Source organism: Gilliamella sp. BG2 (assembly GCF_046635645.1).
Taxonomy (GTDB): Bacteria; Pseudomonadota; Gammaproteobacteria; order Enterobacterales; family Orbaceae; genus Gilliamella; species Gilliamella bombi.
Map to the genome: position 1 here is coordinate 44,435 of NZ_JBIDFF010000009.1, position 14,507 is coordinate 58,941.

Annotated in this window: 12 protein-coding genes; all 12 read right to left on the reverse strand. The window is 36.4% G+C overall.

Annotated features, from left to right (window positions below; genetic code table 11):
- Positions 1-121: 121 nt before the first annotated feature.
- Positions 122-3,412 carry a hypothetical protein gene (locus tag ACGH6Q_RS05480; protein WP_411592227.1) on the reverse strand — a complete coding sequence of 1,097 codons (3,291 nt, stop codon included), beginning with the start codon at positions 3,410-3,412 and terminating at the stop codon, positions 122-124.
- Positions 3,402-4,751 carry an SWIM zinc finger family protein gene (locus ACGH6Q_RS05485; protein WP_411592229.1) on the reverse strand — a complete coding sequence of 450 codons (1,350 nt, stop codon included), beginning with the start codon at positions 4,749-4,751 and terminating at the stop codon, positions 3,402-3,404. Before ACGH6Q_RS05485 ends, ACGH6Q_RS05480 begins: the two co-directional genes overlap by 11 nt.
- 133 nt (positions 4,752-4,884) lie before the next feature.
- Positions 4,885-6,633, reverse strand: a complete 1,749-nt coding sequence (locus tag ACGH6Q_RS05490) for an acetyl/propionyl/methylcrotonyl-CoA carboxylase subunit alpha (protein ID WP_411592231.1) — start codon at positions 6,631-6,633, stop codon at positions 4,885-4,887.
- A complete protein-coding gene (locus ACGH6Q_RS05495) occupies positions 6,626-8,233 on the reverse strand; it encodes a 5-oxoprolinase/urea amidolyase family protein (RefSeq protein ID WP_411592234.1) in 1,608 nt (535 codons plus the stop codon). Before ACGH6Q_RS05495 ends, ACGH6Q_RS05490 begins: the two co-directional genes overlap by 8 nt.
- Positions 8,234-8,390: 157 nt before the next feature.
- A complete protein-coding gene (locus tag ACGH6Q_RS05500) occupies positions 8,391-9,167 on the reverse strand; it encodes a 5-oxoprolinase subunit PxpA (RefSeq protein ID WP_174799151.1) in 777 nt (258 codons plus the stop codon).
- Between the two features lie 15 nt (positions 9,168-9,182).
- Entirely contained in the window at positions 9,183-10,418 is a 1,236-nt protein-coding gene (locus ACGH6Q_RS05505) for an NRAMP family divalent metal transporter (RefSeq protein WP_411592235.1), read from the reverse strand.
- Between the two features lie 450 nt (positions 10,419-10,868).
- Positions 10,869-11,318: a prepilin peptidase gene (locus tag ACGH6Q_RS05510; protein WP_296301357.1), complete on the reverse strand. Its 450-nt coding sequence runs from the start codon at positions 11,316-11,318 to the stop codon at positions 10,869-10,871.
- A 5-nt stretch (positions 11,319-11,323) separates the two neighbouring features.
- Positions 11,324-11,833, reverse strand: coding sequence for a hypothetical protein (locus ACGH6Q_RS05515; protein WP_411592236.1), 510 nt, complete (start codon positions 11,831-11,833; stop codon positions 11,324-11,326).
- A gap of 50 nt (positions 11,834-11,883) precedes the next feature.
- On the reverse strand, positions 11,884-12,021 hold the full coding sequence (locus ACGH6Q_RS05520; protein WP_167370104.1) for a hypothetical protein: 138 nt from the start codon (positions 12,019-12,021) through the stop codon (positions 11,884-11,886).
- Positions 12,005-12,076, reverse strand: a complete 72-nt coding sequence (locus ACGH6Q_RS05525; RefSeq protein WP_370738314.1) for an RCC1-like domain-containing protein — start codon at positions 12,074-12,076, stop codon at positions 12,005-12,007. Before ACGH6Q_RS05525 ends, ACGH6Q_RS05520 begins: the two co-directional genes overlap by 17 nt.
- Before the next feature lie 198 nt (positions 12,077-12,274).
- Positions 12,275-12,508: a hypothetical protein gene (locus ACGH6Q_RS05530; protein WP_411592238.1), complete on the reverse strand. Its 234-nt coding sequence runs from the start codon at positions 12,506-12,508 to the stop codon at positions 12,275-12,277.
- Positions 12,509-12,531: 23 nt separating this feature from the next.
- Positions 12,532-14,403 carry a hypothetical protein gene (locus ACGH6Q_RS05535; RefSeq protein ID WP_411592239.1) on the reverse strand — a complete coding sequence of 624 codons (1,872 nt, stop codon included), beginning with the start codon at positions 14,401-14,403 and terminating at the stop codon, positions 12,532-12,534.
- Positions 14,404-14,507 lie beyond the last annotated feature (104 nt).

Sequence of the window (14,507 nt, forward strand, 5' to 3'; positions counted from 1 at the left end):
AATAAACATCATTATAATGTTTTTTTATATATCACTTTACATGATGATTAAATTTAATTATTTATTGCTTTTATATTAGACCTATTTTAAGTGTTCTAATCATTTCCCAAAAATAACCATCTTACTTAAGTAATTCAAGTAGTTGTTTTGCTTTGTTTACTGCTACTGATTTTGCTTTTGCTTGGGCAATATCAGCTAAGCCTTGCCATTTAGAATCAGGTTCAGTTAGATAACCGCGCCTAGTTGCCTCTTTCAAATAAGGAGCATAGTTTAATGACATATCTAAAATCCGATTAATCCAAGCAGGTATTTTTTCACCTTGTTTTACTAGATTTCCAACAAACTTAATGCATTCAATTAATACTGGACAAAATATTGGCAATAAACTTGGCTTTTTTTCTAGTAATCGAATTAATTTAGCGGGGCTTAAATCAGGATAATCGAGAAACAAGATAATAGCTTTGCGCATGGTATCTGCATCAATGATTCCTTTTTTAACATTTTTTTCAAAAATAAAATTTGCTTTATAAGTATCACTGTCTTGAGCCAACAATCCGATAATCACTGTCACTAACGATTTTGAAAAAATTAGATTATCTATACTTGATAATGACCCATCGTTATTTTCTTGCCAATTACGTGTTTTCTCAACATCAAGTAACTGTTTGTTAATACACCAATGTAACCAAACTCTTGATTGAAAATTAGGTATAACTTGTTGATCTTTTGATAATGGAGGGTAAGCTTCGCATTGGAATTCGTATTCTAAATCATAATACCAATCATTTTTTACTATGTGGAAAACTTGGTTAGACACATTGGGTAGTTTTAAAGTAAACATTAGTGATTTAGCCAATGCTTTAGAAAAGCGTGATGATTGATCTATTACAGGCTTACTAATAGTAATTGAAACATTATCTTCAGGCACAACTTTAGCCTTTTGCAGTTTTGACCATACTTGTTCAAAATCATCAGGAGCTCGCATCGATACGTCTTGTGTTAAAAGGGCTATTTTAGGAAGTTTTTCAACTATGGCTTTTGCTTTCTTAATCGCATTAGCACTACCTTCTTTACTGGCTAACATTCTGATGCCAAGTAATTGCAATTGATTGGCATCGGCTATGCCTTGATCGACAGCATATTGAACTTCTGGTAAAAACTCAGCTATCGCATCAACAGTTTCAAGCGTGCCAGATAACAGTCTTGGTGCTTTACATGATGCGATGATTAATTGATCCAAAATAGGCCAAACCACCGAAAGAATACCTTGTTTTGCAATATCGGTTAATACTGACACCAAACTAGCTATACGACAAGGAACCTGACTAAATCGCTCCAGTAACAAAATATCCGCCACACCTGGAATAAGCAAACCTCTTTGCCATGCATCGTTTACTGCTTGAGCCATATTGCTAGCCACATAAGGCGAATTAGCGCGTTGCATAGCTAACAATGCCATTGCAGAACGTGAATCAAAAGGAGAACGCCTGTTAACAATTTGCTGGAACTCAAAACCTTGATGGTAATATGTAGCCCAATCAATATCTGACGGTATTGCACTATCGTTCCATAACGGGAAAATAGCAAGAATTTTTGTAAACCCGTTATTTCCAATACGTTTAGGAAAATAATTTAATGATTGTGGCAGGGACAGTACGTCTTCAATATAAGTATTTAACGCTAATTTAGGTTCGATTACTGGATCGTCCAGATACTGTAATACTAAAGAGCCTGCATCAATTGGCATTTTTTGTCCTGATTGCAAAACGACTGCAACATTTAACTTCTTGAGTTTTTCTATCGTTGATGATGTTTGTGTCGAAACATCAAGACGAGTCAAGGCTAAAAACAGATCCGCCTCTAATGCATCAATTTTCAACTGTTGATAAATCGCTAATCGTTGACTAAGATCATCCACTGTTATTGAAAGATCACTCATGCTTGGTGTCGACAGTAAACAAGGTATTTTGCCTAAATTTTTACAAACAATATAATCGCGTGCTGTTAATAAATCAGACAAATATTTATGATACGGAATCTCTTCGCCTTTACGCCAATAAAATAGAAAACCAAGAAGCTGATCAACCCGTAATTTTATACCCGCTAAACTCGCTTTTGCTGCTTGAGGATCGTGATAAGCAATAATATTAGCTACAGCTAAAAATCTTTCCGTCACACTATCATGACCAGATATGTTTCTTTTTACTAATTCAGAGGCTAACTCAGTTAATACATCAGGGGAAATAGGCTCTAATTCAAAAGGCGGCAATTGCCAAAGTGGCGGTGTTGGTTGCCAAAGTTGTTGTAATTCGGAGGAATTAGATTGTACGGTATGATCATCAAGATGCCACTGTGTAATTAGCTTGCTAGTTAAAGCCACAATTGATTCATCAGTTTGGTCAAGTAATAGGTTTAACAAAGGCATAAACAAATCAGTATTTTGGGGCGCTTTGCGATTTAGGGCTATCTTTAACACTAATTTTTTGACCGATTTTATTTTAGATGATAAACATGCCGTCATCACTTCGATTAATAATTCATCATCAACAAAGGGAATTAAAACAGGTGCTAATCGATTAATTATTGCAGATTCACCCATGGCTAGTAATGGAATTAAAGCAGGTACTCGCTGGCACAATTCAGCATCGGTAATACCTAAATCATAAAGTGTATCTAGCCATACTTTACGATCTATAGGACGAATAGCGATATCTAAAGCTAAAAAAAGTAACTCTTTTGCTTGCTCTCGGTCAAGCCAACCTAATGTTACCCCCAAGCAAAACACCTCGATAAATGATCGTGTAGCAGGTGTATTTATCGCTATAGCAATATGAATATGTTCGATAAATCGACGCTGACATTGAGCTATATTTGGAGGAATTTTATCGTAAAAAGGGTTGACAACATCTGCATCATGAGTAGCAACTGAAAAATGCTTTACAACATCATCACCACGCATAGCAACCGCCGCATACAACGTCCAACCGCCGATATAATTCTGATTTTTAGGAATAACCAAATTTAAACGATCAACCAACTGAACAGCAAGATCTGTTGGTGCAGATGCTTGTTGCACAAAATTTTGTGCGTAATTTTCACCTCGTTCAATAATAACCGGCAATAACAAAGATGAATAAGTATAATGAGCAAGTTTTAACGCTCGGCTCACTGATACCCCAATCCGAATGGCGTACAAAGCTAAATATGCTTTATTACACTTAACATAATCTTGCCATACAAAAGTGTTGCCTACTTTGACATAGTCACCCCATTTGCCATTTTTTAATCCTAAAAGTGCAATCTTTTGCTGCTCTTTGCTACCTAGCGGTTGTTGTAAAATATTGTCAGCGGTGACATTGTTCCAATTCAAAGAAGTAAAAATCGCTTCGGCTTTCGCTAAGTTAGCATTCATAAATATTTTCCTTAATTTGTACTGCTAAAATATGTTTACATGGTCCTTTTTTGAGTTGATGATTCAGATACCATGAGCAAGTACATTGTGATGTCATTTTACTATTCTGCCTAACAAAACGGACACGATAGTCTTCGTTATTCGAGTGAACCATCCATGTGTTTTCATCAACCCGATCAATACATTCAATCAATTTATAGGCCGATTTTAAACGCGGATTATCTTTGATAAGTCGATTAGGATCTTCAGGCAATTGACGATGAAAATAGCCATTCTGGTGTACATCAAAACCCAACTTACCTGAAACAGCTAGATACGCCAGCGAACTATTAATGCGCTGAGTATCTAAACCTGTTTTTATCGCTAGCTGAGTCAGATCGATCAGCGAATCAAATTGTAAAATAGATTGAACAAGTTGAGCATTTTGTAATTGCTGTTTTGGTGCAAGCAGCTCAAGTAAGGCACCTTCGCCAGAATAGCCTTGCCATGGCTGTGCAGTTAAGCTCAAAGTAAGTCTTGCACCGTCGAGTTCAACTTCAACCATGCAGGGTCCTTGTTCGCCACTTGCTAGCTGATAAAAAGTTAAACGCTTAACATTGGTCGTTAATCGCTTAAGTGCACTTAACCGATGTAGCCCAGAAATATACACACTATCGAGACCGCCTTGAGCCATCAATTTAATACCAGTATTAGATGGCACTAGCCAGCTTGATTGATGTTTACTAGTCACGGTTGGCAATCCTGCAATAAAGGTTTGTGCTTGTATTCCCGTTACCGTAAAAACAGCGACCATTTTGGTATGAATTTCAGCTACATTACCAAGTGCTCGAATCCACCTATCTGGCATTGCAACAGGGCGCTCAATAATGGCCTTTATTCCAATTACATCTTCATCTTGTTTTTGGATATGGTGCGTTGCCAAACCTTGATTGCCAATATTGAGATAAAGTTTATCTTTATAATTAACCTGAGTTAGCGCTTGCCTTAAGCTAATACCAATATCTACATTGGTTGTGCCTCGTAATATTTGTCCATCAAACCCTTGTTGTAACAAATCTAAACGAGCATAAACACTATTGCAGGCAGAAAAAACTTCTGCTCTTAATTGATTCCCTTGCGCAGATAAAACAGGATCACGCAAAGTCACCGGCACCGGTTTAAAATATCGGGTCGCAGTAATATCAGCTAGAACCAGTAAAGATCTAGCAAGAATCTGTGGGTAAAGAGCATAACCAGCAAAAAATTGAGGGTTGTCAATAATTCCATCTGGTGTTAAGGCTGGCGATAACGCTAAGGCTAATGCGCCATTAGTGAGTTTTGATTGCTGAGAAAACTTCAATATAAATCATCCTAACACATTAAAAATAGACAAAATATCATGCTCATGAGTATAAAATAAGCAAAATATATTGTCTATATTTGATGTTTTTTTGCTATTTTAATGAAAAACATTCTTGTTTTATCAGCGTTATCTAAATGATTTCTGCAACAGGTGATCCTGCGTTAACATAATTGCCTTCTTTGAGTATTTGTTTTAGCACACCATTTCGATGTGCAATAACTTGAACTTCCATTTTCATGGCTTCCATAATAGCAATGACATCGCCTGCGTTTACGCTTTGATTATCATTGATCACCCATTTAAAAAGACTACCAGAAACAGGTGACTGGACAATCAATTCAGATAATTCTTCTTTCACGCTTGAGGATGTATCTAAATTAGCTTCCGTTTGCAAGGATAACCCTGCAAGGAGTTGTGCAGGTAAACCGAGTTTACAACGTTTACCGTCAATCTCAATAAATGTGCGTGTCAACGCTGCTTCTTTTTGTGGTATTTGCCTTTTGGCTGGTGCTATTGTTGTAGTAAATTCAGTTTCAATCCAACGTGTATGTAATTTAAAATCATCACAAAAATCAGAATGTTCAATAACCGCACGAGCAAATGGCAACACACTAGCTACCCCTTCAATAGAAAACTCAGCCAAAGCACGACGAGCCCTTGCAATGGCATGTTGTCGATTATTACCAACAATAATCAATTTTGCCATAAGGGAATCAAACGTTGCTGGAATTGTTGAACCAGCCATCACCCCACTGTCTATGCGTACACCAGGACCAGTTGGTACATCAAAACGTGTAATAGTACCAGCTACAGGTAAAAAACCGTTAGCTGTGTCTTCAGCATTGATACGAAATTCAATGGCATGAGCTCTAGGTGCAGGTGTTTCATCTATACTCAGAGGTAAACCTTGGGCAATACGCAGTTGCTCAATAACAAGATCGACGCCTGTAGTTTCTTCTGTTACTGGGTGTTCAACTTGTAATCTCGTATTAACTTCTAAAAAAGATAACTTACCATCTTGGCTAAGTAAAAACTCAACTGTACCTACGCCTACATAGTTTGCTTTAGCGCAAATATCAATCGAAGATTGAATAATTTGCTGTTCTAATTGATCTGTTATAAAAGGTGCAGGAGACTCTTCAATTAATTTTTGATTACGTCGTTGTAATGAACAGTCACGTGTACCAACGACAACAATATTACCTAATGTATCAGCAATAACTTGTGCTTCAACATGCCGAGGATTATGCAAAAATTGTTCAATAAAACACTCACCTCGCCCAAAAGCAGTTGTAGCTTCACGAACTGCGGAATGATAAAGTTCTTCTACTTCGTCCATTTGCCAGGCTACTTTTAAACCTCGACCACCGCCACCAAATGCGGCTTTAATAGCAATTGGTAAACCATGGGCATGCGCAAACTCAATAACCTCTTTGGCATCTTTTACAGGCTCTTTTGTACCAACAACCAAAGGAGCTCCCACTTGCAACGCAAGCTGTCTTGCTTTGACTTTATCACCCAATATTTCAATCGTTTCAGGGTTAGGGCCTACCCAAATTAAGTCTGCATCTTGTACTGCTCTAGCAAATTCAACACGTTCAGATAAAAAACCATAACCTGGATGAACCATGGTGGCTCCTGATTTTTTAGCTATTGCGATAATTTTATCAATATCTAAATATGTATCGCTAGGTACATTGCCTGTTAATCCATAAGCTTCATCAGCCATTTGTACATGGAGTGCATCAATATCAGCATCGGCATAAATTGCAACAGATAACAAGCCTATATCACGGCAAGCGCGAATAATACGTACAGCAATTTCACCTCGATTAGCTATCAATACTTTATGTGTTATATTTTTATTATTTTCAGACATGATCAACATCACTCCCTTCAAATTCTTTAAACATCCCTATAGGATTAAACTTTATTTTAGCATTGACTGGAATTTGACCTGCTAAATCTAAATGATAATTACATACTGCGCCAATAACAGGATAACCTCCTGTTAAAGGGTGATCATTCAAAAATAATACAGGTTGTCCATTAGCTGGTATTTGTATTGCTCCAATACAGGTACCTTCACTAGGTAATTCTTGTTGTTTTTCACGAATTAACGGTTCCTGGCCAGATAAACGCAAGCCAATACGGTTAGAAGCTGGAGTAACCGACCACAACTGTGAAGTAAGAAGCGCTATCGATTGCTGAGTAAACCAATCGGTACGTGGTCCAAGCACAATATCTAACACTACTATATCATCACTAGTTGGGTAATTAATCATAGGAGTTTCTGATAATGATACTGGATTTAACGTTTTTGCTTGCTTAATCGCCAACATTTGACCCGATTTTAGTGGTAAGGGCCCAACTTGTGCAAGCGTATCAAAAGCACAGCTGGTTAAAATAGGTGTTACTTGAAAACCGCCACGCACAGCAAAATAACTACGAACGCCACATTTTACATTACCTAAACGGATAATATCACCTGCTTCTAATTGAATTTGCCGATACATAGGAGAAGTATAGGTTTCACCTTGGATGGTGGTTATTGTGATCTCACATATAGCGCCCGTCACAGCAACTAACATTGGTCTGTTTATTTGGGCGCTAAAACCACCTTGGGTAATTTCTAACGCTGGTTCATTAATTGAGTTACCTAACACGCGGTTGGCACTGTGTAATGCGTTTTTATCCATCGCTCCCGATTCAGAAATGCCTAACGCCGCCTGCCCAATTCGGCCATTGTCTTGAAACAATGTTTGCAACCCTGTCGTTAATACTGTTATATCTTGTTGCTCAACAAGATCATCTTGTTTTTTAGCTGCTGATAAATGAGCAGGTAAATGATAAGTTGTTTTCGATTGGCTCACATCAATAAAATTAACCCGAGTACCAGGTTTGAACAGCGCTGGCTCATCACGATAAATATCCCAAACTGCCGTATCTGTAATGCCAATCAATTGCCAACCACCAGGGCTTGCTTGTGGGTAAACACTACTAAATTCCCCTGCCAAAGCAACCGATCCTGCTGGAATGCGGACTCGTGGCGAACTTCGACGTGGCACATTAAGCTGAGCCGTTTTAGATACCATATAAGCAAATCCAGGAGCAAAGCCACAAAAAGCCACTTGATACTCATTATCAGTGTGCCTTGCAATGACTTCGGCAACCGTTATGCCAAGATAATCTGCCACTTGAGATAAATCTTCACCATTATAGCGAACAGGTATTGTTACCTGTTCGCCTGATTGCATAACGCTTGCCGAAATATCTAATTGAGCAATCTGCTCAGCAAGTATATTAGCATTGGTTACAATGGGGTTATAACGGATTAATAGGGTTCGTGCCGCTGGAATTATTTCATTGATATGCCAATCAGCAATAACACCTTGAAGCACATCAGTAAGCGCCATGGTTTGCTCAAGGCTGTTTAATTCTACGATAAACGCATCGATATTAACGGGTAAAAATCGCATTAAGTACCTCGAAATATGATCAACATCCAATCACTAACAATACATATTTTACATTGTTTTGTCATATTAAAGACCAAGTTTATAGCCCACTTGGTAACGTGTTGTCTAATCATATTTTTTTATTAATTTAATTAACTTTTTCAAAACGTTAACTAATTTAGTTATTATTACTTTTAGCAAACGAGGCAATATGAATGCCATTTTGTTGTAGTTTTTGTCGTACTTTTTGTGCCATGCCTAAAGCACCTGCACTATCGCCATGGACACAAATTGATCCTGCCTCAATACGCACAAATTGCCCTTCGATAGACATCACGCCACCATCATTAACCAATTGCAACATGCGTTCGGCAACTAAATCAGGATCATGCAATACCGCTCCAACCTCTTTACGAGAAACTAAAGTACCATCAGCATGATAAGCTCTATCAGCAAAAGCCTCAGCAACTACGTTTAAACCCTTTTCTTTAGCCCATTCAATCAGTTTTGAGCCAGCAAGCGCAACCAAAATAAGCGTGGGATCAACAAGACAAAGCGCATCAATCACCGCCATTGCTTGACGTTTATCGTGTGCAATAGTGTTATATAATGCGCCATGTGGTTTAACGTAACTCACTTTGGTACCGATTGATGTGGCTAATCCTTTAAGTGCGCCAATTTGATAAATCACATCAGCGGTTAACTCATCAGTTGCAACATCCATATTACGACGACCAAATCCCACTAAATCAGGGTAACCAACATGAGCACCCACTTGGACATTATTGGCTTTAGCGGCATTCAACGTTTTTAAAATGCCAGCAGGCGAACCTGCATGAAATCCACAAGCAATATTCGCACTGCTAACAACATTTAGCATTGCTTCATCATTACCCATTTGCCATTGACCAAAGCTCTCGCCAAGGTCACTATTTAAATCAATACATTTGGTGATTATCATATTGCCCTTCTATTTTAGATAGTTAAAAATAGTCGCGACCGACATTATGCCCATATACCAAGTAATTGCGCACACAACTAAACCTGACAACAATAACCATCTTGGATAATGATACCCAGACATAAGATCAGCACGTCTCCAGCCAATATAAACAAAAATAGTTAACCCAAGCGGTAAAACTAAACCATTAAAACCACCAGCAAAGACTAATAATGATACTGGTGCAGTCCCCATAATTAAATAAATTGCAAGCGAAACAACAATAAAAATAATGGTAGCAAACTGACGTTGTCTGTCTGTAATAGTACGTTTAAACGGAGGAATAAATGTCATTGAAGTATAAGCGGCTCCAATAACACTAGTGATGGCTGCTGCCCATAAAATCAAACCAAAAAGGCGCAATCCAAACTCTCCCAAAGCCGCTTGAAATGCTTGCGATGCAGGGTTAGCAGCATAACTTGAAATATCAATTGTCACACCACTTGCCACGACACCTAAAATCGCTAAAAATAAAATGTAACGCATTAAACCAACAACGACAATTCCTTTTGTGGCTGCGCCTGAAACATAATCAATATGCTCTACACCAACCATACCTTTATCAAGTAAACGGTGAGCGCCTGCGTAAGAAATATAACCGCCAACTGTCCCACCAACGATGGTCGTAATTGAAGCAAAATCAACATGGCTTGGAAGCACTGTCTCTTTTAAAGCTTGACCAATCGGTGGATGCGATGCGAACACCACAAACAGTGTCAAAAAAATCATCAACAAACCAAAACCAATCATCAAACGATCTATAAAATGACTCGCTTTACGGGAAGAAAATATGTAAACCGCTAAAAGTGCACTAATTGCCCCTCCCCATTTAGGATCAAGGCCAACCAATGCATTTAAACCTAAACCTGCACCAGCTATATTACCAATATTAAATACTAATCCACCAAATATAATTAACACCGCTAGCAAATAACCACTAAATGGAATGGTTGCATTAGCTATATCTGAAGAGTTCATTTTGGTTAATGCTACAATTCGCCAAATATTTTGCTGAACAACAAAATCGATAATAATAGATGCTAAAATACCAAAGCCAAAGGCAGTACCAAGCGTGACGGTAAACGTAGCGGTTTGAGTAATAAATCCCGGACCAATTGCCGATGTTGCCATTAAAAAAATAGCACTGATTAATGAAGCACGCCGATTTTTAACAAAAGCAACAGTACTACTGCTATGATTTTCCATACGGATGTTTCCTCTAAATATTTATAATTACAAATCTATCCAATGTTATTTATAAGCAATAACTATGCCATAACTTAAACAAAGTTTGATAAATGTTAGTTAATATAATTACTGTTTTTTAAGCAAAAAACTAATTAAAAATAATTATAATGATTCATCATTAAAAAGTAATAAACTTATAATACTCTAATACAGACCTGATATGCACCAAAATGGTATACATACATATTCTTAAAATAAGGGGATAAACTTTTTATTAAAAGTGACTAAAACATAATAATTTTTATATAGCTATGTGTAAGAGTATTTCAAATATTTTTTAAGGAATAACAGTTATTAAGTGTTTGCTGGTTAAAAAAGAGTTTCCCACCCGCCTTATTGAGGATGGGAAACATTGATATTTATTATAAAAATGCGATTATATTTAAGATGTTAACTACAAGTTAGTTATTACAGTATAACCTCAAATAAGGTTATTGATGTTAAAAAATAGCTACCACTAATGGCAAGCCCATAAGGCAATGTAACAGAATTTTTTTTGAAGGATCTGTATATTATTGCAATGATTGCCATTGGTAACCCCAAAAAGGTAATAACGACTAAGAAAAACAGCACACTGTTTATTGGAATAGAAATCAAAAGAACAGTAATTAATTTTATATCTCCAGCACCAACAAGTCGACAATAAAACATGAATAGACCACAAATTAAAAATATAGCTGATGCAATATAATCTAGATGCCCTTTGCCAAGGGCAAAATTCAAAATAACTAAAATGAATATTATTATAACAATTTTATTTGAGATAGTTCGATATTTTAAATCCGTATAACATGAAAATAACAAACATGCCCAAATAGCTAGAATAATAATATCATTAATTAATTCTTGATTAACCATTAGTATCACTGTCCTGGAACAAAATCTTCACCATAAACTTTTTTCATCTCATCTGTAACAAATTTTAATTCTACTCCTGGCCAATTAACGACAAGAGGAGCTTTACCTTTAGGATCATATTTAAAATGATTATTCCATCCAACGCCAAAAGCTTTCCCTTCATCATTCCAATAGATTATACTCTCTTTACCACCATCAAATTTAGTCAAATTACCAATAACTTCTCTTTTCAAGGGTTTATAACCATACATTATCTGCCAAAGGGAACCATTTTCTACACCTGCAGCAAGTGTTACTCCCCACGTAAATAATTCATTATCATTAGTGACCGCAACACATCCCCCAAATCGACAATAAAGCGTATTAACATCATCCATAACAAACTGGGGAATAGGGACACTTACTTTATAGCTCTTTCCATTTACATCATCAAGATACAATCCAGGTTCATATAGGGTACCATCCAAATAACCAAATTCAATACCGAGATGATTAGCATCTCCCATAGCGTACACCTCGCCTTCCGAAGCTAAAAAAGCAGTGTAACGGTTTCCTCCCCTAATAGTTATATATCCTCACCACTAATATAAGGGGGAAGATTAGTAATTTGCACTGGGTGGTACGTCTGGTAAACATGTACTGGTAGTTCCTGTACACTATATCTAAACCGATATTGATTTGATTCATCATCTCCCCCAAGCATAAACCTCTCCACTCCGGGTTAAAACAAAAGAAGTATATTCTCCAGCTTCTGTCATGATGACATCTTTAGCTACCAAAACTAGGGGTGGTATAGTTTGATAACCCCCAATATTTTCAACCTTAATAGCTGAGGCTTGCCAAGCGCGATTGTCGCTTCATGACCAAACATCACCATGATTGATGATATGCTCCTGCAGTTATTTGCGTAATATAAATCCCTTCATCGACAAAAATTCTACTCTATAATGAGGCTTTTAATGACCACATCCCAACAAAACACTGCCCAATATCCATGAATCGCTGTATCCTGTAAGCCAAATATTTCCATTTTCTATCGTAATTCCTGTATCAATAGAGTTAGTTGAAGTAGGAATTTTTATAAATGATTTTATCGTCAACATGACAGCATCACTTCTTTTTCTTTCGTTTGCAAATAATGAAAGGCATAAACATGATGCAAATAATACCATTACTCTAATTAATTTCATTTTAAATAATCCCTACTTCATTATTAATTAGATTCATCTCTGTTAACAAAATTACCTGTTTCCGTCTGAATAATTTTTGCCATAGTATCAAATAGACTCTGATAATCTTGAGCCTCGTGTAAATATTCTCTATTACCATTCATACATTTAGTAAACCATTTTCCATATACTTCTTCATATTGTTCATCAGTTGTCAAATTGGCTGCTTTTGGATCAAGTTTTATATAGTGGATCGTTGCTGTATTAGCCGCCTTCTCAATATAGCCTTTATTCTCATTATCTGCTGAAGTTAATCCAGTCGTTATTGCTTGGCAAACACCTTTATCCAAAAAATCATCTCTAAGAATATCGGCTCCAGCATCATCTTTACCATCTGTAATAATAATCATCATTTTATTATTAGCGGATCCATTTGCCATTACAGGAACTGTCCTTAACAAGGCGGTTATAGTGTCTGTTCCTCCACCTGGTTGCCAAGATTGCTCACTCTCACCAATATAACTAAGTAAAGTCGAATTATGATTTCTGTCTTTACTAAAAGGAACTAAATGAGGGAATGCCTTAAATGTTCTAATATGTTTTGATGCTTCTAAAAATCTTTGATGGTTAGTTGGCAAATTAATCACCTTTTCGCTCATTATGTCATTATTATATAAAGGTGATTGGCACATTCCAAAAAATGGCGAAAAATCACCAACAGTAGGCGAAATAGGTCGATTAAATGTTATTATATTAGTGTTTATGCCACTGAACAATTCATCAATTGTACCTTGTACATCAACTGTTTTAGTGTTAGCAAATGAATAATGCACGTCGTCCGAAAATCTTCCCGAAAACATGAAATGATATAGTTGAACAATACTAGCATATTGTTCATTAATAGTTTTCTCATTTTCATAACGTAATGGATAATCCCAATTATCTTTACCACAACTATACTGTGCTGCTCCCTTATCAGGAAATAACCTTTTCCCGCACAATCCACTACGCACTAAGGCATCATCATCATACAACTCTTTCGCTGGCCCAATTATTTGTGAATAATAACGATAATTAAAATAATCTAAATAATAAGTAACAACGTTCCCATGATCATAAAAATAAGGATAAGTTATGAAAAACAACTCCGGTAACGGTGTCTCTGGGAGGTCATAAGGTTTTGCCAGATTACGCCATTTAGCATATGCAATGTTTTTATTTGCCCAAAAATTATAATTGACTTTATAAGGATCCTCCATTTTGTACATAACCGAACAACCGTAACTTTCTCCACCAGCTAGGTTTTTAGCATCCAGCTTAACAGGTACACCGATATCATAAGGAATCAATGCAAATTTAATTCCCGAGGACTTTTCAAGCTTATTAATTATATTTGTTATTGCTTTTTTCATATATTGAAGACGTTGCTGATCACCATTTTTATTTTGGGGAGAGTAGTCATTACAATCTGGAGCATCATATTTACATGTTGCTGAACCTGAAAAATCACTGATAAAAGCAATATCAAATGTGTCATATTTCTCAAATTTCTTTGTATTACCATAACTTTCGGTTTTATTGCTAACAATCATAGATTGATTTAACTCATCAACTTTTCCTTTGCCATTACTTGTTAAAGAATCAACTTTCTGTTTATAGGTTATACTATATACCTTTGTGTTTTTATTATATTCTATATTAATAGAGGCATCGACATCTTCTACTAAATCATCACTAATTTTTTGGGAAACAAAATAATTAATATAGTTCAATGCCATTTTTCGATTTTGTTCAATTGCTGTTTTATCGGCATTTTTATTGTTTAATGCGATAACTGCCAACGAAGCTTCGTTAGTAGCTTCAGAGATCCTTGCACGGTCGCGCATTGTTTGAGTATGATTTATTGAAACTAACATACAAATTAACATTGCAGGAAACATTAAGGCGAAACTTATAGCAGCACTCCCTGAAGAACACTTAAAAAAAGATTTCTTATAATTAATTTCTTTATGTCTATTAT